Source organism: Phycicoccus jejuensis, from assembly GCF_044797865.1.
Classification (GTDB): domain Bacteria; phylum Actinomycetota; class Actinomycetes; order Actinomycetales; family Dermatophilaceae; genus Phycicoccus; species Phycicoccus jejuensis.
Genome location: NZ_CP085209.1, coordinates 2,686,473 through 2,706,504, shown reverse-complemented (window position 1 = coordinate 2,706,504; position 20,032 = coordinate 2,686,473). Strand labels below are relative to the sequence as shown.

14 protein-coding genes and 1 pseudogene are annotated in these 20,032 nt (G+C 68.0%); 6 read left to right on the top strand and 9 right to left on the bottom strand.

Annotation, left to right across the window (positions count from 1 at the left end; translation table 11 throughout):
* Window positions 1–1,017: 1,017 nt before the first annotated feature.
* Both LG324_RS12855 and LG324_RS12850 read right to left on the bottom strand, forming a co-directional pair.
* Entirely contained in the window at window positions 1,018–3,807 is a 2,790-nt protein-coding gene (locus LG324_RS12855) for a DEAD/DEAH box helicase family protein (RefSeq protein WP_404348427.1), read from the bottom strand.
* The gene (locus LG324_RS12850) at window positions 3,791–5,758 is read right to left on the bottom strand and encodes a site-specific DNA-methyltransferase (protein WP_404348425.1); all 1,968 of its coding nucleotides are present in this window, start codon (window positions 5,756–5,758) and stop codon (window positions 3,791–3,793) included. The genes LG324_RS12855 and LG324_RS12850 overlap by 17 nt, the downstream gene beginning before the upstream one ends.
* 578 nt (window positions 5,759–6,336) lie before the next feature.
* Between LG324_RS12850 and LG324_RS12845 the strand changes: the two genes are divergently transcribed.
* Together LG324_RS12845 and LG324_RS12840 are read left to right on the top strand one after the other, a co-directional pair.
* Window positions 6,337–7,398, top strand: a complete 1,062-nt coding sequence (locus LG324_RS12845; RefSeq protein WP_404348422.1) for a DUF4192 domain-containing protein — start codon at window positions 6,337–6,339, stop codon at window positions 7,396–7,398.
* Window positions 7,399–7,482: 84 nt separating this feature from the next.
* Window positions 7,483–7,689: an excisionase family DNA-binding protein gene (locus LG324_RS12840; protein WP_404348420.1), complete on the top strand. Its 207-nt coding sequence runs from the start codon at window positions 7,483–7,485 to the stop codon at window positions 7,687–7,689.
* A gap of 441 nt (window positions 7,690–8,130) precedes the next feature.
* Here LG324_RS12840 and LG324_RS12835 read toward each other — a convergent pair whose 3' ends face one another.
* The gene (locus tag LG324_RS12835) at window positions 8,131–9,228 is read right to left on the bottom strand and encodes a tyrosine-type recombinase/integrase (RefSeq protein WP_404348418.1); all 1,098 of its coding nucleotides are present in this window, start codon (window positions 9,226–9,228) and stop codon (window positions 8,131–8,133) included.
* Window positions 9,229–9,673: 445 nt separating this feature from the next.
* On the opposite strand from LG324_RS12835, the gene LG324_RS12830 reads away from it, so the two are divergent.
* From LG324_RS12830 to LG324_RS12815, 4 genes and pseudogenes are all read left to right on the top strand, one after another.
* Window positions 9,674–10,252 carry a hypothetical protein gene (locus tag LG324_RS12830; protein ID WP_404348416.1) on the top strand — a complete coding sequence of 193 codons (579 nt, stop codon included), beginning with the start codon at window positions 9,674–9,676 and terminating at the stop codon, window positions 10,250–10,252.
* Entirely contained in the window at window positions 10,189–10,698 is a 510-nt protein-coding gene (locus tag LG324_RS12825) for a GGDEF domain-containing protein (RefSeq protein ID WP_404353145.1), read from the top strand. Before LG324_RS12830 ends, LG324_RS12825 begins: the two co-directional genes overlap by 64 nt.
* A 1,261-nt stretch (window positions 10,699–11,959) precedes the next feature.
* Window positions 11,960–12,211: a hypothetical protein gene (locus LG324_RS12820; RefSeq protein WP_404348414.1), complete on the top strand. Its 252-nt coding sequence runs from the start codon at window positions 11,960–11,962 to the stop codon at window positions 12,209–12,211.
* Between the two features lie 283 nt (window positions 12,212–12,494).
* Window positions 12,495–13,002, top strand: a pseudogene (locus tag LG324_RS12815) (alpha/beta hydrolase fold domain-containing protein).
* Window positions 13,003–13,213: 211 nt separating this feature from the next.
* Here LG324_RS12815 and LG324_RS12810 read toward each other — a convergent pair.
* The 6 genes from LG324_RS12810 to LG324_RS12785 form a co-directional block, all read right to left on the bottom strand.
* Window positions 13,214–14,461 carry an IS256 family transposase gene (locus tag LG324_RS12810; protein ID WP_404348412.1) on the bottom strand — a complete coding sequence of 416 codons (1,248 nt, stop codon included), beginning with the start codon at window positions 14,459–14,461 and terminating at the stop codon, window positions 13,214–13,216.
* Window positions 14,462–14,688: 227 nt separating this feature from the next.
* On the bottom strand, window positions 14,689–15,057 hold the full coding sequence (locus LG324_RS12805; protein ID WP_404348410.1) for an ANTAR domain-containing protein: 369 nt from the start codon (window positions 15,055–15,057) through the stop codon (window positions 14,689–14,691).
* 835 nt (window positions 15,058–15,892) lie between these two features.
* Window positions 15,893–16,393 (bottom strand): hypothetical protein, encoded by a 501-nt coding sequence (locus LG324_RS12800; protein ID WP_404348408.1) that lies wholly within the window; start codon window positions 16,391–16,393, stop codon window positions 15,893–15,895.
* A gap of 842 nt (window positions 16,394–17,235) precedes the next feature.
* Entirely contained in the window at window positions 17,236–18,228 is a 993-nt protein-coding gene (gene selD / locus LG324_RS12795) for a selenide, water dikinase SelD (RefSeq protein WP_030529051.1), read from the bottom strand.
* Window positions 18,225–19,163 (bottom strand): NrfD/PsrC family molybdoenzyme membrane anchor subunit, encoded by a 939-nt coding sequence (gene nrfD, locus LG324_RS12790; RefSeq protein WP_404348406.1) that lies wholly within the window; start codon window positions 19,161–19,163, stop codon window positions 18,225–18,227. The genes selD and nrfD overlap by 4 nt, the downstream gene beginning before the upstream one ends.
* Window positions 19,160–20,008: a 4Fe-4S dicluster domain-containing protein gene (locus tag LG324_RS12785; RefSeq protein ID WP_404348404.1), complete on the bottom strand. Its 849-nt coding sequence runs from the start codon at window positions 20,006–20,008 to the stop codon at window positions 19,160–19,162. The genes nrfD and LG324_RS12785 overlap by 4 nt, the downstream gene beginning before the upstream one ends.
* Window positions 20,009–20,032 lie beyond the last annotated feature (24 nt).

Below are 20,032 nucleotides of genomic sequence, written 5' to 3'. Positions count from 1 at the left end.
GCTGTCACGTCTGCTCCCGCCGCTTGAGCAACGCCCAGAGCAGGCCGTTCGCCGCCTTGATCATGGCGCGGGTCTCCTCCGTCTCGTCTTCTGCGGTCCCACCTGTTCCCACGTCATGCCCCAGACCGTAGCCACCTGCGGCGACAGCCCTCCAGAGAGCCTGTGGACGACACGCCGAGTATGTCGGGGGTCGTCGGTACTCTCGTTGCGAGGGGAATCACACGAGTGGGATTCCTCCCGAGCGAGAGGAGGTGAGCGGCATGACCAAGGTCGGACGCAGCGCCAAGACCGGGCGCTTCACGACGGTCAAGAAGGCGCGGACGAACAAGTCCACGCACGTGGTCGAGACCATGAAGCCCAAGCGCAAGAAGTAGGCGCTGACCACAAGCGCGAGCCGGGGCAAGGGAAAGTTGCCCCGGCTCGTCGCTGTCTCCGACCGTATCCCCGCTGAGGGGCGCCACGGCAGATCCGGTGTACACATCGATGCCATCCCGTTACGTTGCGAAGCGACAGCACCGCTCTGGATCCGCAACGACGAAGGGATACAACGATGGACTGCAAGTTCAAGGACCTGGGCCACGGCCCTGCGAGGGCCGAGCCACGGCATCCACTGCATGAACCACGCGGCCTGCACGCGCGGCCTGCTGGTCTACGGCCACCCCTCCACGATCTCGAAGGCGGGTGTGTGATGGCGAGCATCGCTACGGCCACCAGGGGGACGTGCCCGCGCTGCAGCGGCAAGATGCGGAAGGGTCGCAAGGCCCTCAGCCGCACGGACAGCCGGACGCTCGTCTGCTTTGAGACTTGTCTAGTGCGCCGAGCGCGGCCGGAGCGCGGGCCGGTCACAGTGTAGGAGTGCGCCAGAACCGAGCCCTCGACGATTAGGGGGAGGTGACCAAGTCAGGCCGTACTCAGGCACGGCATCCGCGTGTCGCGTGACAGCCGAGTCTCGAAGTTGTTCTGTGTCAGCTTGAACTCACGACCGTCGAGCCCGAACGGGCTCCATCCCACGATCCATCAGACCTGGTCCTTCCAGTCCTCTTCGACGCGCAGCCCAGCACCACTCGTGGTGAAGTAGTAGTCGACCCTCCCCGCGGGTGCAACGGCGAAGTGTTGGCGCGTGAAGCGAATGCGCATGGCTTCGTCCCAGGGGAGATCGTCCAGGTTCAGGGTGCCCTTGGTCTCGCGCACGAGGTAAAGCTGTTCCACACCATCCCTGTCACAGAGGATTGCCCAGTCAGGCGAGTACTCCCCTACGGGCGTGCGGACACGGAAACGGCGTGGGAGCTTGGTGAAGAACTTGACGTCGGGGTTGTTTTCCAAGTAGCGAGCAAAGTCCCGCTCAACCCCGCTGTCGTGAATCACGTAGTCGAAGAGGTTGAGTCCGCCAGCTGGCGCCGGATCGACGCCGTTCTCGGGCTCGCGGCCCCCACGCAGCACCGGCTTGGTCTTGTCCTCGGCTTCGAGGAAGACCACGTCGGCGTCCCACCAGTTCTCCTCTGGATCCGCCTCGTACTCGATGTGATCCACCATTTCTTCGATCGTCACCGTGCGAATCGCGAAGGCGACGACACGTGCCCAACGTTCCGGGTCATCGATCGCGCGCGCCTGCAGGTCGCCCGGGATAGCAGCGATGATCGCCGCGACGGTTGGCCGGGTGAGCTGCAGCGGGAACTTGGTTGCGAGCAGTTGATCCTCAACCAGACGGACGATGTCCGGCAGGCGTTGACCGACGATGGTGAGCGACGTGCCTGCGCTCTCGGCAACTTCGACGTCCTCGGTGACAACCTTGCCGTCATCGTCGTAACGGAGCTCGGCGGACTGGATGACGTTGGTGCGCCTGGCGATGAATCTGATGTCGTCGAGGTGCTCCGAACCCGCAACCGCTGCAGGTAGCACGCTCGGATCGAGCGAGACGCGGTATCGCGCCTTGTAGCGGATCCGGTCCCACAGCTCTTTGAACTCAGGGCTCTCGTACTTGTCCTTGCGTCGCTTGACGGTGACCCGGTCGTCTTCGTTGTCCGGCTCCGGGCCGCCGCCGCCCTCGCCGGCGGCCACGTACTCGCGGTTCAGGCCGTCGCGAAACTCCTGGAAGGTCTCGTCGACCACGAGCGTCAGACGGCAGACCGTCGGATCCGTGACGCGCGTGCCCGATTCGTCGACCGGCAGTCGCAAACCGCGGCCGATCTGCTGTCGACGCTCGACCTCCGAGCCTGTCTGGCGCAGGAAGCCGACCTGGAAGACGTTTGGGTTGTCCCAGCCCTCTTTCAGAGCCGAGTGGGAGAAGATGAAGGCCCGCGGGTTGTCCTTCGTGAGGATTCTCTCCTTATTCTCGATGATCTCCTCGTATGCGCGCGCCTGTTCTTCCTGAGCCTTTGCGGACGTACCGACCGAGTCCTTGTAGATGCCTGTTTTGGTCGACGGGAAGTAGTGAACGCGAAGCGTGGCCGGGTCAGGGCAGTCGGCTGGATCATGGCCAGCCCGAGCCCACTCCTCCCGGAACAGCCGGTCGAACAGTTCGGGCAGGACGGGCGCAGGCTGACCGTCAACTGGCCAGTAGTCCGCGACGTGCTCAACGAAGAAGAGCGAGAGCACCTTCACGTCGCGACTGGTCGAATCGATCTGCTTCTGACGGGCGAGATGGGCACGAATCGTGTGGCGAAGCTGGTCCTGCCAGATCGCCATCCGATCGACGCCCGTCTCTTCACCGACCCGCACCACAAAGCCGTTCTCGAATACGACGCGGTCGGGCTTGCGCTCAAACCGATCTACCACCATGCCGCGGTACTGATCGAGCCCCTTTGAGACCGCGTACAGATCCGAGCCGTTCTGCAGCACCTCCGGCTTGCGTTGCGGGCCACCGCTGCCGTCGACATCCATCATGACCTCGGCGAAAAGTCGCCCTGACCTGGAACGGATCTTGTCCATCCGGAAATACGGCTTGCCGGAGTCGCCGGCTGTGACGCCCTTGACCGATACGCGCTTGACCAGGCCTAGCTCGGTTGCCATCTTCGGGCTGAGGCGATGCACAAGGTTGAACTTCTCCGCGTGCGTCGCGCTGTAGCGCAGCACGACCATGGGATTGAGCGTTGCGATTGCCTTCTTGCGCAGGTCGGTCTTGAAGTTCTGCGGCTCGTCGACGATGACGACCGGCTTGGTTTTTGAGATCGACGCCATGCCACTGCCCGAGTCACCCCACAGCTGCGGCTGTTCCGCCTCCTGGTAGACGACACCCGTGTCCGGCTTGTCGATGGCCTGGACGCTCGCGACTAGGAACTGCACCGTACTGCTCGGCTCGAGGAAGTCGTCGAGCGCCGGCCCCTCGCCGAGCACACCCCAGTGGTACTGGAGCGATGGGAACTTCGCCCGGAAGTGCTCTTCGGTCTGCTCGAAAGTCTTGACGACACCGGCCCGGATGGCGACCGAGTGAACGAGAATGACGAACTTGCGCAGTCCATGCGCCTGGGCGAGTTGCAGTGCGGTCGCGATGTAGACGTAGGTCTTGCCGGTTCCGGTCTCCATTTCGACCGCGAAGTTGGGAAAGTCTCGCGCCTCGGACTCGATGAGTTCGTCTGCTTCTAGCAGCACCAGTTCGCTTTGCGGCTCCACGCCGGTTTCGCGGTTGGTCACCTCATCCAGCCGCTCGGCCAGCGCCTGACGGTCGAGCCGGAAGCCGGCATGACCAGTCGCGCCGGGCGCTTGACCAACAAGACCGCCAAGGGGTGGAGTCAGAGCACCCTCGAATAGATCCGCAACCGCTGCGATGGCTGCCGCCTGGTGAGGCTGATCCTCAAAGCGAAACTTCACGAGCCACCCGCTCAAGGAGCACAAGGTTCTTCTGCAGACGCGGCGCCAGCGTCAGCGCGGTTGCGTCATCGACCTTGTCGCCGCGCAGGATGAGCGTGTCGTCAGGCTTGAGACCGAGCTTGTCGGCCGTCTCCACGGTGAAGGCACCCAGCGACACGAACAGGCGCTCGGAGTCCTCTCCGTCGGCCTGGACGTACTCGTGGACGGTAACGCCATCGACGTCATGGGTAGCCACCCGGGCATCAAGCTTGGTGCCGGTGGCCTTGAGCACGACCTCCCAGGCAACCGCAACTTCATCTGCTCCGTCGACCACCGCAGACCGCTCGACTTTGGCAAGCGCCTGCTGAACAAATACCTCGCCGGTCATGCCTTCCTCGGCCACGATCGGCTCCTCGACAATCAGGTTGGTCGCACGCGTTCGAAACACGCGGAAGCCGAGGTTGTCCTCGCCGCACTTCTTGGCTGCGCGGCGCAGGCGCTCCGCGGTTATCTCGAAGATCGACTTGTAGCCCGCTTTGATGGCTGCCTTGCCTGTCTTCTCTGTTTCGTCAGGCTTCTCGGGAGCCTGCACGAGAACCCAGTGTCGGGTCTTTCCGTCTTGGGCGTTCTGCTCCCAGACGGCGTGTCCAGTTGAGCCTGAGCCCGCAAAGAAGTCGACGACGAGGTCGCCATCCCCGGTCAGCGAATGAATCAAACGCGCCAGGACATCCGTGTTCTTGGGGTTATCGAAGACGGCTGCACCCATAAGGTCCTTCACCGCTCGAGACGCAGCACGACGATCTCGATAGAACACCGATGGCGGGGCCCACTCTTCGTGCTCCTTCAGGAAGCGCTTAACTGTGATCCGCTTGTCGAATGAGTCGGGATATATGAGTCGGTCATCGGCGTCGAGCTCGGCCATCTTTGATGGTTGGTATCGCCATCCGTTCTCCGGAATCGCGTAGCCCTTCCACTCGTAGACCAGGTTTGGTCTGGGGTTCGGACTCGCGATGTCGCCCGCGTAGTAGACACCGCGACGTTCCACAAGGCAGTAGTGCTCGTGCTCCTTGGAGGGATCCTCATCCGAGAGGGTTTTATACCAAGCCTTCATCGCCAGGGTAGCGGCCGCGTAGTCCTCGCCATGTTCCGCCATTAGCTCGTCGACCTTTGCGTAGATCGGCTCAAGGCCGTTCTTGCGTTCACGCCACCGAGTGTCGTTGTTGCGCAGCCACTCGCGGTCCCGCGCGTAGACGAGAATGTAGTCTTGACCGCCGCCAGTCAGCTTGGCGTCACCCTTGCGGGCCCCGCGCCAGGTCATCATGTCGACGAAGTTGGACGCACCGAACACAGCGTCGAGCAGTAGCCGCAGATGGTGCACCTCGTTGTCGTCAATCGAGACGAGAATGACTCCGTCGCGTCGGAGCAGGTGGCGCGCCACCGCGAGGCGCGGAAAGAGCATCGAGAGCCACGGCGCGTGCTTCTTGCCGGCCTTCTCGAGCTTGCTGGTCAGCACGTTGCCCTGCTCGTCGAGTTGGCCGCTCACCCGTAGGTACACACTCTCTGGCACGGAATAGTCGTCGTTGTAGGTGAAGGTCTCGCCGGTGTTGTACGGCGGGTCGATGTAGATGAGCTTGGCAGTTCCGCTGTAGCCAGCCTTGAGGAGTTTGAGTACTTGCAGGTTGTCGCCCTCGATCAGGACGTCGCGGGCGGTCTGCCAGTTCAAAGATGCGTCGGGGTCGGGCACCAAGGTGGCCGTCGTCGCCGCTCGCGCTTCCAGCCGAGCCTGATCGATCCCCGGCCAGGTGAAGGAGAATGACGCGCCGCTCCGATCCGTCTGGCCGAGCGCGTCGAGCAGCAAGCCCGCATCTAGGGCACCGTCGGGAAAGGCTGCGGGAACCAGGTCAGCAAGCCGAGCCAACAGCTCCGCCTGCTCGTCCCCAGTCGATCCCGGCACCTGGGACAGCTCAGTCATGACAACCTCTCGAATGATCTACGGGTCCGAGGGAGTTGATGCGCGCCCTCAAGGACTGGCTCAGAACCCTACCGACCGGCCCCGACAGGTCGTGGCAGGCCGTCCCGGTGGGGTTGCCTACCGGTAGCCCACAGGTAGCGATACGCGCCGGGCTCGTTCTACCTGTGTGGGGGAGACGTGAAGAGTCCTGTTGGCCCAGCGGCTTTCAGGAGCCACGCGAAGCCTGCGTCACAGTGGGCGGCACGGAGCGAGTCGACACCTCGAGTGCTTGACGGGGCCGGGTAGATGGACTGCACCAAGTCGGGATGTGCCGGGCCGGGCCTCTGCTGGGTGCTTGGCGCGATCCTGTTGCTGCCCGGTCGTCGCCACAACCGGGGCGACGTCGCGGTGCCCGCTCGACGTGTGAGGCCAGGGTGACCGTGAGGGTCGAGCGGTATTTCGAGTCGTCTCAGCACAGCCGATTTCAGTTCTCGACTGTTCGGCCAAGCGTCGAACAATTCTTGACCGAGTTGACTCCTCGCCAGCTCCGGAATCTGTCTAGGGGGTAAAGGGGCACCCCGAAGACGGAGAGCAGAGCCATGAGCCGCGAGCCGATGATCGTGCAAGGGATGAGCGAGGCGGTGGCGGCAGTGCCCTACTTCTTGGGGGCGAACCCGGCCGGGTCATTGGTGGTGTTCTCGCTCGACCCGGACAAGGCGCCGATGGCGCGGGTGGACCTGCCATCGACGGAGGCCACACGCGCAGCCGTGGCCGAGGCGATCGCCGGGCCGTACCACCGGAACGGGACCGGCCAGCCGGTGGTGCTGATGGTGTTCACCGCCGACCGGGATCAGGCCGCCGCGGCGTGCGCGGCCGTGACGGGCGAGCTCGAGCCGCTGGTGCCGGTGCGGGCGATGGTGATGGTCGACGGCGACCGGTGGCAGCGCCTGGACGCCCTCGACGCCGGCGAGGTGTCCCAGTCGACTCGGGATCGCTTCGCCGCTGAGGCGATCTTCCGGCGGGGGGCGTCCCCGGCGACAAGCATGGCCGACCTGGAGGCGCGGTTCGCGCCGGCGCAGCCGCTTCCGCCTGAGCTGGTCGCGGACGCCGTCGATGTGGCGCGTGATCGGACGGGGGAGGGAGCGGATGCGGCCGAGCGGGCATGGATGAGGATGGTCCTGGAGCAGCACCTGGCCTCGAACGAGCCCCTATCGAATCAGCAGGCGGCCCGGTTGGTTGCCGACGTCCAGAGCGTCGGCCCGCGGGACTATGCGGCGGCGATCATCACCCGCGGCCACGCCCGTGAGCACGGCGAGCTGTGGCGGGAGGTGACCACCCGCACCCCGGCCCAGCTGCGCGCCCCGGTGGCGAGCTTGGCAGCGTACTCGTTCTTCATGGGTGGAGACGGGCTCTCGACCCGCTTGGCGCTCCAGCAAGCTCCCCACGACTACCCGCTAGCACGCCTCATCGACACTCTCGTCCGCTCCGGCCGCAACCCGAACACGATGCCCCTGCTCGGCGAGCTGCTCGCGACCCCGGACCCCTCGAGCCCGCTCGCCGACAGCCCCAACGCCCCGTCCCCATCCCCGGGTGCACGGGCCCAGAGGGCCACCCCGTCCACACCGAACCCTGGGCGGCACAACCCCGGGACGGCGCCGTGAACTGCGCTAGAGCTCGAAACGAGCCGGACCTCGAGGAACGGCTCGGGCGCGGTCGCCCGACACCTTCGAACGGGGGAGGCGCCGATGGCTAAGCGTGAATACGAGTCCATGCTCGAGGCCGCAGCACGGACAGGGGTGAGCGTCCGGACCTTGCGTCGCCGAATCGCGGCGGGCCAGCTGCGCGCGTACCGCAGCGGTCCGCGCATCATCCGACTCGACCCCAAGGACGTCGACGGGCTCCTGGTACCGATGGCCACCGTCGCCACCCCCAGCCACGCCGCTCGGCGGTGATCCGGCTCGGTCCCACCGTCAAGTTGCAGCGGAGCACGACGTCCCTAGGTTGATGGCTGCACTCACCGCCCATCGCGTTGGGTGTACCCAGCGCTGGGCGATCCGGCCCGGTTGCGGAGCTCTCCCGGGCTGTTGTTTGGGCGCTGTTCTGCAACACGGCTCCGGATGCCGGGTGGTCACGCCACCGGGGGTCGACGAATGCCGGCCAGCTGCGCGTGGGGGCCTATTAGGCTGCTCGAGACGCGCCTCTCGATGATCGGGTTTCGGGCGCCCAGGGTGCCTCAGACCGAGTCAGGTGGTCCTCTCGTGGAGCCACGAAGCCTCCGCGTCGGGCGTGCTGCAGACTGTCACACCACTGACACACCAGCGGAGAGCAAGTCAAAGGGCCAGGTCAGAGCCATCTAGAGGAAGTTCCCGCCACGTCCGTCAATTCCGTCCCGGTCATTCAGCGCCTCCCTCGGCCATCTGGGACAGCCGCTCCGCGAGGTCCTGCAGCCGATCTCGGCTCGCGTGCTGATAGCGCAGAGCCGCAGATGCCGTCGAGTGGCCGGCCAGCTGCATGAGCTCTGCGAGCGTTGCTCCCACCGTCGCGGCGTTGGTGAGCCCGGTGTGGCGTAGGTCGTGGAACCGCAGGTCTTCGCGCCCGGCGAGGCGGCGGGCCTCGTAGTAGCCGTGACCATTGCGGATGATCGCGCCTTGTGGGTCGACTGTCGAGACGCGCCCGTAGAACGCGCTCGTGGACAGGTGGTTGCCGTGCTGGCCGGGGAAGAGCAGCCCGTCCCTGCCGGGGGCGGTGAAACGCAGTAGGTGGTCGCGGATCTCCGGCAGCAGGTGAGGGGGGACCGGTACGTCACGCACACCGGCCTCGCTCTTCGGCGACTTCACCTTGCGGACCATGTGCGAGCCGCCGTCCTCCGTGGCTTCGCGGACGCGCACAACGCCGCGGCGGACCTTGATGACGCTGTGCTTGAGGTCGATGTCGAAGCGACGCAACTCGGTCAGCTCGCCAAACCGCAGGGCGGACCAGGCGGCGAGGGCGACCATCAGCCGACGTCGCTCGGGCATCGCGTCGATGATGACCGCTAGCTCCTGGGTGGTGGCCGGCCGCACCTTCTTCGCGCGGGAGGCCGTGCCAGCGCCGCGGATGTCCGCGGGGTTGAACGGTATAAGCGGTCGCGGTTTGCCGGTGGCGGCAGTGCCGAGGATCGTCTTCAAGAGGCTGTAGGCGTGCGCCTGCGTCGTCGGCCGCCCGACCGCGCACAGCTCGTACCACTTATCGACCATCTCCGGCGTGATGTCGCTGAGCGCCACGTCCCCGAACGTGGGGCTGATGTACCGATCGAGCAGGTCGGTGTAGTGGTCGCGGGTCCGGTCGGCAAGAGCTCGGCCGTGCACCTTGCGACTCTCGAGCCACGCGGCGGCGTACTCGTCGAAGGTCAGCTCGCGAGCCCGCCGCTCGGCGCGGCGTTGGGCTGGGGGAGTCCACGCACCTGAGGAGATGAGTCGGCGCTCGTCGGTGAGCCACGCCTCGGCATCCATGCGGCTGTCAAACGTCGCCGGCCCTGCGTGGCGCACTGGAGTGACCTTCCCGGTGCGAGACAGCGTCGTGCGCCCGTCAGGGTCGTTGTAGAACGCCTGCCATCTACTGCTGGGCAGCCTGCGCGTCCGCCCGAATCCTCGCCGCCCCGCGGTCCCCGCCATGCGCTATCCCCCTTGGGCTGCGTGCTACTCACGTGCTACTCGAACGTTGCTTTGTAGCCACAACTGTCCGCTTACGACAAGGATACTTGAAGACATGTCTGCAGGTCAGAAGCCATATTCGCAGGTCGTGCCAGTGACGGCAAACGCCCGGCGGACTGGTTCAAACCCAGTATCGCCCACCACGAGAAACTGCCCCTGACCTGCAGAAATGCGAGTCAGGGGCCGTTCGTTGTCTGCGGCGTGTCGGATACGTGTCGGACGGAGCGACGCCAGACGGCGCCGGTTGACGGTGAAACGCTGGCTTGACGCCGCGGTCTTCCTCGCTCTTGCCCTGGGCACCTATCGGGCCGAGCTGAGTTCGCTGGTCGGGAGCCTGCGGCGCGAGCATCAGTGGTCTGACCGGCTCATCGCGTTCGCCCCGAGCGGCTTGCTCGTCGTTCGGCCCACCGGCCAGGTGCTCCAGGCCAACCAGGCCGTCGGCGAGATCTTGCGGCGCGACGCGCCCGGCCTTGTCGGCCTGCGAAGCGACAGTTTCGACGACGACCCCGCCTCCGGGTTGACACCCATCCTTCATCAGGCAATCGAGGCCGAGGCTGCCCTGATCGAGGGGGAGTGGACAGCTCGGACACCGGAGGGGATGCGGCTGACCCTCGCGTATGGGGCTCGAGCGGTGCCGGGCCCGGACGGCGAGATCGTCGTCCTGGTCAACGTCGTCGACGTCTCGGAGCGCCGCATCGAAGAGCGGCACGCGCACGACGCCGCTCATGACAAGCTGACCGGCCTGCCAACCGCCGCCAGCTGGAGACCCTCGTCGTTCGCCATCAGAGCCAGCACACCGGTCAGCGCGGTGCCGTGCTGCTGATCGACCTCGACCACTTCAAACAGGTCAATGACACGCGGGGTCACGCAGCCGGCGACCAGCTGCTGACGGATCTTGCCCGGGTCATGACCGGCGCCGTTGGGACGCGCGGCACCGTCGGGCGAAGGGGCGGCGACGAGTTCGAAGTGCTCCTGCCGGACGCGGACCTCAAGGAAGCCCAGGCGACCGCCAGGGCCCTCGTCCATGCGGTCGGCAAGCACGGCCGAGCCACCCAGCTCGCGCACGGGTGCGCGGTCACAGCGAGCATCGGCATCGCGACCTTCGCTCAGGCCCATGCCGTCGGCCGCGACGTTCATGTGCTGGCCGACTCGGCCATGTACTCCGCGAAGCGCATCGGGGGTGACAACGCGCGCGTTTTGCGCGTCACCCCTCAGGTCTCGACATCGTCGCTGATCGATGTGCGCGACCTCTTTGCGAGCCCGTCCTGACCCGGGGCGCCGTCGCCTGAGAGGCGCCAATCCGAGCTGGTCGAGCGGGCGGACCGACTCCGTCGATTCCCGGAGCGGACGGCGGGCCTGCCAACGCGGACGCCCGCAGCATGGCCAACCGAGCGCTAGACCCGGTGGGCGGTCGGATGGCGCCTCGATTTCGGGTCGAGTCGTCGCGTCCTTGCGATGGCTAGTGGCACTGTGGAGCGACGTCTCAGAGAGAGTCGCTGCTGACCCACGCTGCGCATGGGCGATCGACGATGGGTCGGGGGCCGGGCGTCATGGCTGAGCTCGCGTCCCGACCAGGGTTCGAGTGGTTGCTCGTCATCCGGCGGTTCGCGCACCCTGGGTGGGGTCGGGCCAGGTCCGGGTCGTGGGGCTGTCGTCACGGACACAGATGTGCTGGGTCGGCACGACGTCGGGGAGGGCTGTGATGTGTCGCGATCGTCGGCCGCCAAGCTGGGCTGCTGGCGACGTGTGCGGGACGACACGCCGGTCGTCTCTGGTGCTGATGCGACCGGCGTGCCATCCTGAAATCAGCACGGAAGGCCAAGACGATGCGCCGGCACGGGAGAGCTGGACCCCCCTTCAGCCCCGGTAGGCAGGGCGACGCACCGCCCTTCGTGCGCGAGCCGCCTTCGAGCAGGGAGGGCGGCTCGCTCACGTGAGAGGCCGCACGACGGCTGACCCTAACCTTTGACAGAGCCTTTCCCCACCGCCCTTCGACGCATTACCGTACTAACACGTTCGCGGTAGATCTCGTGCGAGGCCTGACCGCCGGCTTGGCAGTTGCCAGGCGTGTGCCTTCAGTGCGAGTGCCGTGGACGAGGCGCCCTACCGTTCCCCTGCACGGAAGGGCGCCGCCCGTGAGCCGGCTGGCCGCAGATCGTGCGTGCGACGTCATACGGAGCGGAGGGAAGAGTCAAGCGCCGCCGTCGTGTCGGATGCTGAGCGACGCTGGTACTGCCTCGCTCGTCGTCGATGCTGTAGAGCTCGTCGGCCGCAGCCCGGGGCACTCTGGACGTCGTTGATGCGTGTCCGGGTGCTGGGCGGCACCGGTCTGCACGACGTCGTCTGCGACGTCTCAGAGTTCGCACTAGGCCGCGTTGATCAAGTGGTTCCATGGTCGGGTGGGCGAGTTTTGAACGGTGACACGACAGGAGATCTCTGACGACGGGTGGGCAGTGGTGGAACTGATGGTGCCGACGGTGACCGGGACCTTCGCGGGAACGCCGTCAACACTTCGACGGCGGCAGGCTCGATGCTATTCACGACCCTTGCGGCGCTGACCCAAACGGAGCGTGAGCTGCGGCGCGAACGCGCCCGCGACTCGGTCGAACGACGTCGCCATGTCGGCAATAGTTTCAGCGGCCGCCCCCTCGTCTTCAGTGATGATCAAATCCGAAGAGCCGTACGTCTCGTCGAGGAAGGACAGTCAGCCGCCAAGGTCGCATTCGATCCAGGAATGTCACGCGGCTCGTTCTACATGAAGTCAAGTGCCGTCGATAGATGAAGCCAGACCGCCGACACCAAGCGATCACAGAACGCCACCACCGACCGTTGGTACTCACAGTTGAGCGAGCATCGCTCAGTCCCCGCTTGTGTCTCCGTATCCTTGGCCCGTGAGTCATGGCGACGCGGCACGAGTCGCCGGACTGAGCGAGGAAGCAGCTCGCTTCCTGTCAGAGAACGAGGCGAGTCGCATACCCGTCCCGCTGAGCCGCTGGACGGCCCCCGTGCTGCGTCGACTGGTGGGTCGGAGAAGCGCCGAGTCCATTGCGACAGCTCGCTCGCGCATGTCCGGACCCTTCGAGCATGTTCGGGTCCAGGACACGCCGGTCGTTTCCATCGGCGGCGCGGATCAGGCCGGGCGAGACGACTACATGATGTTCATCCATGGCGGAGCGTTCGCGTTCGGTGCGGCCATCGATCCCATCGGCCTGCAACTGGCTACCGCAACCGGGCTGCCAACCTACTCGATTGACTACCAGTTGGCGCCCGAGGCGCGTTTCCCAAGCGCTGCATGAATGCCTGCACGTGTGGGACGACCTGTCGTCCCGTCACCCCGGACGAGGTGCGCTCGTCGGTGTCTCGGCGGGAGCGAACCTGGCACTGGGATTGCTGCAACTTCTTCGGGCGCAAGGGTCAGGGGGGCGCCTGCCCGATGCCGTGGTGGCAATGACGCCGCTCACCGACGCTCAAGAGTACCCCCGGGCCCGGGTGTCGTCAGTCATGGAGAGAGCCATGACCGATCCGCACGTCAGCATGAACGGGCCGTCGCTGCACTCGACACGCAACCCTTGAGCCCGCCACCACGTCTTGGCCTTGGTCGTAGTCTCGCCGCTGTTGGCGGCCTCGGCCGTCGACGGTGGGCAAGTGGGCTAGCACGGCAGCGCGGTCAGCTGGGTCAGACCCACCAATGCCGGCGGGAGGGGTTGACCCCAGCCACCTGCGAGCAGGCCGGCGCGGGTCAAGTCCCTGATGGTGGTGTAGCGCTGCGCGCTCCTCTTTGTGATTATGCGGTCAGGGCGGGGAGGGCGTCGGCTCCGATCTCTTGGTCGGTTGAGGGCACGATGGTGACGCGGGAGCGGGCGAGGACCTCGAGGCCGAGGTAGCGGCGCCCTTCGGCCCATTCGTCGGTCTGCTCGGCCAGGACAGCGCCGACGAGTCGCACGATCGCGGTGCGGGTGGGGAAGATGCCGACGGAGTCGGTGCGGCGGCGGATCTCCCGGTTGAGGCGTTCGGTGGGGTTGTTGGACCAGATCTGGGTCCAGATCTCCTTCGGGAAGGTGGCGAAGGCCAGCAGGTCGGCCCGGGCGGCGTCGAGGTGGTCGTGGACGGCGGGGAGCTTGTCGGCGACGTAGTCCAGGAGCCGGTCGAACTGGGCGTGGACGGCGTGGTGGTCGGGCTGGTCGTACACGGAGTGCAGCATCGCCTTGACCGCCGGCCACATCGACTTCGGGGTCACGCCCATGAGGTTGAACGCGTAGTGGGTGCGGCACCGCTGCCAGGAGGCTCCGGGCAGGTTCGCGGCGATCGCCTCGCGCAGCCCGGCGTGGGCGTCGGAGGTGACCAGGCGCACCCCGGCCAGGCCGCGGGCGATGAGGTCGGCGAAGAACTCGTTCCACGCCGACCCGCTCTCGCTGGTGGCCACGCGCAGCCCGAGGACCTCGCGGTGTCCGTCGCCGTTGACGCCGGTGGCGAGCAGGACCACGGAGTTGACCACGCGGCCTCCTTCGCGGACCTTCATGGTCAGCGCGTCCGCGGTGACGAACGTGAACGGTCCGGCATCGCCCAGGGGGCGGTGGCGGAAGTCCTCGACGATGGCGTCGAGCTCGCCCGACATCCGGGACACCTGCGACTTCGACAGCGAGTCGATACCCAGGGTCTTGACCAGCTTGTCCATCCGTCGGGTGCTCACGCCGGCGAGGTAGCAGTCGGCCACCACCGTGATCAGCGCGGACTCGGCCCGCTTGCGCCGCTCCAGCAGCCACTCGGGGAAGTAGGTGCCGGTGCGCAGCTTGGGGATCGCGACATCGATCGTGCCGACCCGAGTGTCCAGGTCCCGGTGCCGGTAGCCGTTGCGCTGGGCGCTGCGTCCCGGGGAGGGCCGGCCGTACTCCGCCCCGACAACGGCGTCGGCATCCGCGGACAGCAGCGTGTTGATGATCGACTGCAGCAGGCTGCGCATCAGATCCGGGGAGGCCTGCGCGAGGGCTTCACCCAGAAGGCCTGCAGGGTCGACAATGTGTGGTGCGGTCATCGTGATGCTCCGTTCGAGGGTGCTGTGAGACGTTCACTCGAAGGATCACGCGGTGGCCGCATCCACGTCCATCATCAGGACGATCTCCGCAACCGCGCTACACCACTATCGGGGACTCAACTCCGGCGCGAGATATTCCTGCGCGATTCAGGACGAATGAATGACGTCTGCCCGCACGCGGCCATGCGCGGACCCACTCACCCTGAGTGGGTGCGGGCTGTTCTCGCTCAGGGCACGTGCAGTACTTCGGTGCTGCCTGTCTCTACGATGTACTCGGCCAAGTCGCGAAGCTTGCAGTTGCCACGCATGCTGGCCTGCGCCAAGGCGTCGAACGCGGCTTCCTCGGTGACATTGGTGCGTGCCATCACGATGCCGACGGCCGCGCCGATCCTGCGAGACGTGCACAGGGCGTGCCTCAGCTGGTCGGCTTGACGGGCGCTGACGAGGCCTTGGGCTTGGAGCTCAGCGATCTGCTCCTGTCCATCCGTGACCTGGCTCTCGAGTGCGTCCAAGCGGGCGCTGTTCCGGGCCACGGTGGCCAGGAGCTGGTCTATGGCGTCGGCGTCATGGCCGCGCCCTGAGGGCTGTCCGGTCATGACACCATTGTGATCTTCCCCGAGCGGCGGGGCAACGCCGCTCCGTTCGCTTCGAGGGCTACACAACGCCGCTTGTCCTACGGAAAGTCTGCGTGCTCTGGGACGCGCAGAACGCCCGCGGGGGCTAGTCACGGTGCCTGTGCCATGCCATCCTGAAGTCAGCACGCAGGGCGTGAAAACGCGCGACGGGGATGGGCTGGTCGATCACCCCCTCTGGCCCCCATGATCCGGGATCCGCGCCCGCCCTGCGTGCGCGGGCCGCCTTCGAGCGGGGAGGGCGGCGGCCCGCTCATGTCGCCGACAGGTTTGCCCACTCTGACCTGCACGGATACCTTCACGAGCGGTCATCTCGGGTGAATAATCTGACCTGCACACGAGGTGCGGAGCGGCTGATCGGTCGTCGCGAGCGGCCATGAGCCGGTGCACGCCACCCACCCCGCGTGCAGGCGGTGTCCTTTCGCAGGGGGAGGGACACCGCCGTACGGGGTTGGACAAGACCTAGCGCCCCACCCCGTCACGGCGCTACCGTCCTTCATCGCCCATGGTTGGCCGTAAGTCGGGCGCGAGTGTCCTGTGACCCGCGCTGACCCTGCAGGGTCACCGACGTCGGTGCCGCCCGGGTGATACCTCCTCCCTGTTCTGGAGGTTCTCGCCGGGCCCTGACATGCGCATCGTTTGGGGTGAGCGAGGGGGTGCGCGCCGCACGCGTCACACCGAGGCAGCGCCTCGCTCTCGAGCCAGCGGTGGATCGTCGACGACAACCACACCGGTCGCCCCTTCGCCGTGACCCAGTCCGGCTCAGGCAAGTGCCGCCACTTCCGCACGGCCGAGTCGCTCACACCGGCCCGGCGGGCGATCGACTCGCGCGTCTCGATCCCGTCCGGAACCTGCGCCGGGCGGGGGACGGGCCGTGCGGCGTCGTGAAGCGCTGCACCGTCGCCGGCCGGACGCCGAACTGCAAGGCGATCGCCCCCAGCGAACGCCGACGCTGGCGCGCCTCCACCCACGCCTCCACGGTCTCCCGGGCGGGGTAAGGGCCCCAGCCGCTGGTCGCGCGCGTCACGGTCTGATGGTTGACGCCGTCGCGCTCAGCGATCTCCTTCACGCGCACCCCGCGCCGGCGGTCCGCGATCCACCGTTGACGCCGCTCCTCGAGCAGGAACGTGGTGAGATACGTCCGGCCAACCTGCCGATCGGCCGGCGGGAACGGCCCGAAGCGCTTCGTCGCCTTCGTCACCTCCCACGGCGAGACGCCAGCGCGCTGCGCGATCAGGCGAACCGACTCGCCGGCGCGGCGTCGCGCGAGCCAGTCGAGCTCACGGTGGCTGTCGACCATGGGCGGCACCATATGACGGCCGGCGGCGCGCCACGTGTTGCACCCACGGCGCGGGCCGTGGCCGGGTGGTCGAACGGCCGCCGGCCCCAGTTGTTTCGACGTCGACCCCATGGTTACCCCTCCGCCGGCGGCGTCGTCTGACAGAAGGCGGCGTCGCCGGCCCAGCGGGGCGGTATCTGCCAGGGTCCGCGAACCAGCGACGTCCGGTGACGACCAAAGCTTGTCCGTCCTCGTCGTGGTGAGGTGTGTCCTCCTCAAGAGCGAGCTCCCACCCATCACCGCGGAGAGGCTCAGCCCAGGCTTCAACCGGACCCAGCGCAGCGCGCCAGATGAGGGCGCGGAGCATCCCCACGCCCTGGTTGCCGGTCATGATGCGAGGGGAGGTCGCGATCCCCCAGGTGCTCACCGGGTGCGTAGGGACTCGGTGATGCCCGTCTCGGCGATCTCGTCCGCCAGGTCCCGGACTTTGCGCTGGCTGTCCGTGCTGGCCTGCGTCAGGGCATCTAACGCCCGCTCTTGGTGACGGTGCGCCGGCCCATGACAATGCCCACGGCCGCACCATCCTGCGTGACGACCGCTGGGCCTGCCGAAGCTGCTCCTCGAGCGCGTCGAGGCGGGCGTTGTTCCTGGCCACCGGGGCCAGGAGGTCATCGATAGCGTCGGCCCCGTGGCCTCGCCCCGATAAGGGTCCGGTCATGGGTGTCCGTATCGGAGATCGCGCCGATGACGGGCGACCTGCCGGGGGCGGGGCGCTCCGCCGGGGTGAGCACACCGCCGCGCGGTGTTGGACAGGGCCCGCAGCGACGCCCTGGAGCACCTCCGGCCGGAGGGGTTGTCCCCCGTCAGCGGACGGTGACGGTCGGCCCACCTCGCGGCACGAGCTGCCCGACGACCGGGTGGCCGGGGACCTCGCCGGCGACGAGCAGACCACCGCTGGTCTGGGCGTCGGCGAGGAGCAGCAGCTCGTCCTCACCGACCCCGGACTCCAGGTGCGGCCGCACCCAGTCCAGGTTGCGCCGGCTGCCGCCGGGGACGTAGCCGTCGGCCAGCGCCTCGCGCGCCCCCGTGACGTAGGGGACGGCGGCGGCGTCGACGACGGCCGACACGCCGCTGGCGCGGCAGAGTTTGAACAGGTGCCCCAGCAGGCCGAAGCCGGTGACGTCGGTGGCGCAGACGGCGCCGGCCGCGAGCGCGGCGCGGGAGGCGTCGCGGTTGAGGGTCGTCATCACCTCGACCGCCTCGGGGAACACCTCGCCGGTCGCCTTGTGCCGGTTGTTGAGGACGCCGAGACCCAGCGGCTTGGTGAGGGTGAGCGGGACCCCTGCGACGCCGGAGTCGTTGCGCAGCAACCTCTCCGGGTCGGCGAGCCCGGTGACGGCCAGCCCGTACTTGGGTTCCGGGTCGTCGATGCTGTGGCCCCCGGCGAGGTGGCAGCCGGCCGCCCGGGCGACGTCCCCGCCGCCGCGCAGGACCTCGGCGGCGAGGTCGAACGGCACTCGGTCGCGGGGCCACGCGAGGAGGTTGACCGCTACGAGCGGCTCGCCACCCATGGCGTACACGTCCGACAGGGCGTTGGCCGCGGCGATGCGGCCCCAGTCGTAGGGGTCGTCGACGACGGGCGTGAAGAAGTCAGTGGTCAGCACGACCGCGCGACCGCCCTCGATGCGGACCACGGCGGCGTCGTCACCGCTCTCGACGCCGACGAGCAGGTCCGGACCACCGGCCGGGGTGAGACCGGCCAGCACCCGCTCGAGCTCGCCCGGGGGCACCTTGCAGGCGCAGCCGCCCCCCGACGCGTACTGGGTGAGCCGCTGGGTCGTGGTGTCCGCCGTCATCGACCCAGTGTCCCGGCCCGCTCGGCGGCACGGGCCCGCAGCCGCTCGCGCTGTGGCTCGACCGTGTACTTCGGGTCGCGGGCCGAGGCCATCCCGGCCTCGAAGATGCCGAAGCGGGTGAGCACCGAGGCGGCGACGCACGCCGCACCGGCGAGCACCGACACCGTGCGCGAGCGTCGCCCGGCGACGAGGGCGGCGGTGCCACCGACTGAGGTCAGCACGCGGGCCGTCCGCATCAGCCGTCCGGGACGACCCTGGCCGTAGGGCTCGCCGACCAGCCCGAGCCGACCGGTGAGCCGCTCGGCGGCGGCCAGCTCGACCAGGGCGCCGGCCGCCAGCATCCGTCGGGCCGGGCCGGCCTGGTCGAGCGGGGTGAACAGGCACGCGAACCCGCCCGCGGCCGTCGCCCCGGACCCGGCGAAGACGAAGGGCAGCTCGCGGTGCGCCTCGTGCCAGGCCGGGACCGCCGTGTTGGCCAGCAGCGCAGCCGTGTACGTCGCGAGCGGGGGGCCGAGCACGGTGGCACCGACCCCTGCCAGCCGGCCCACCCGCGGCAGACGGCCGGTGACCGAGGAGGCCGCGGCGGCGGCCGAGAGCCCGCTGAAGGGGGCGAGGATCCACGACCCGACCGACAGGGGTGAGGTGGGCTTGAGGACCCGCAGCATGTTGAGGAAGCGCTCCGGTCGGTGCAGGTCGTGGACGAGCGCCACGGTGCCGAGGGCGGCGCCCGCACCCGCCGCGACCCGGGCGACCCGCTCGAGGTCCGGCCGGTCCGTCACCGCAGCACCCTCGGCGAGGACGGCGGACGCACCGGCCAGCCCGCCGAGGAAGAGGTAGAGCGGCACGTCCGGCGTCTTCCACGTCGGCTCCTTGATGATCGGCCGCCCGTAGTACGAGTCGGGGCTCGCCTCGGGGACCATCCGCTGCTCCCTCACCGGCGCCTCCCCAGGAAGGACGCGACCCCGAGGCCCACGAGCGCGCCGGCGGCGGCACCCACGTGGCGCCACATCGAGCCGAGGTCGCGGGTCGTGACGACCGGGTCGGGCGGCAGCCCGTAGACCTCGGGCTCGTCGAGCAGGAGGAAGAACGCCCCGTCGCCGCCGACACCGTCGTCGGGGTCCGCGCCGTACAGGCGCGCCCCATCGACGCCCTGCTCCTGCAGCTCGCCGAGGCGGCGGCCGGCCCGCTCGCGCAGCTCGTCGAGCTCCCCGTACTGGATCGACTCGGTCGGGCAGGCCTGGGCGCAGGCGGGAGTCATCCCCTCGCCGATGCGGTCGTAGCAGAGCGTGCACTTGAAGGCGCGGCCGTCGCCGGGGCGGATGTCGATGACGCCGTAGGGGCAGGCGGGTACGCAGTAGCCGCACCCGTTGCAGATGTCCTCCTGGACGACGACCGTGCCGAACTCGGTGCGGAACAGCGAGCCGGTGGGGCAGACGTCGAGGCAGGCGGCGTGGGTGCAGTGCTTGCACACGTCCGAGGACATCAGCCAGCGCACACCGCCCTCGCCCGACTCGGTCTCCTGGCCGGGGCCGGCCGGGGGAGTGGCGTCGGGTGGCGGGCCCATCCCCGGCATCCCGAGGTCGGTGCTGCGGGAGGCGCGGCCGGTCGGCTGCTCGACGAACGCCACGTGCCGCCAGGTGCTCGCCCCGAGGGCGCCGGTGTTGTCGTAGGACATCCCGGTGAGGGATAGCCCGTCCTCCGGGACGAGGTTCCACTCCTTGCACGCCACCTCGCAGGCCTTGCAGCCGATGCACACCGAGGTGTCGGTGAAGAATCCCATCCGGGGCGGATGGGCCTCGTGGCC

Coding starts and splice junctions, on each gene's coding strand:
- LG324_RS12850 (WP_404348425.1), bottom strand. CDS start 5,758: ATGACTGAGCTGTCCCAGGTGCCGGGATCGACTGGGGACGAGCAGGCG.
- LG324_RS12845 (WP_404348422.1), top strand. CDS start 6,337: ATGAGCCGCGAGCCGATGATCGTGCAAGGGATGAGCGAGGCGGTGGCG.
- LG324_RS12840 (WP_404348420.1), top strand. CDS start 7,483: ATGGCTAAGCGTGAATACGAGTCCATGCTCGAGGCCGCAGCACGGACA.
- LG324_RS12835 (WP_404348418.1), bottom strand. CDS start 9,228: ATGGATGCCGAGGCGTGGCTCACCGACGAGCGCCGACTCATCTCCTCA.
- LG324_RS12820 (WP_404348414.1), top strand. CDS start 11,960: ATGCTATTCACGACCCTTGCGGCGCTGACCCAAACGGAGCGTGAGCTG.
- LG324_RS12810 (WP_404348412.1), bottom strand. CDS start 14,461: ATGACCGCACCACACATTGTCGACCCTGCAGGCCTTCTGGGTGAAGCC.
- LG324_RS12805 (WP_404348410.1), bottom strand. CDS start 15,057: ATGACCGGACAGCCCTCAGGGCGCGGCCATGACGCCGACGCCATAGAC.
- LG324_RS12800 (WP_404348408.1), bottom strand. CDS start 16,393: ATGGTCGACAGCCACCGTGAGCTCGACTGGCTCGCGCGACGCCGCGCC.
- selD (WP_030529051.1), bottom strand. CDS start 18,228: ATGACGGCGGACACCACGACCCAGCGGCTCACCCAGTACGCGTCGGGG.
- LG324_RS12785 (WP_404348404.1), bottom strand. CDS start 20,008: ATGGGATTCTTCACCGACACCTCGGTGTGCATCGGCTGCAAGGCCTGC.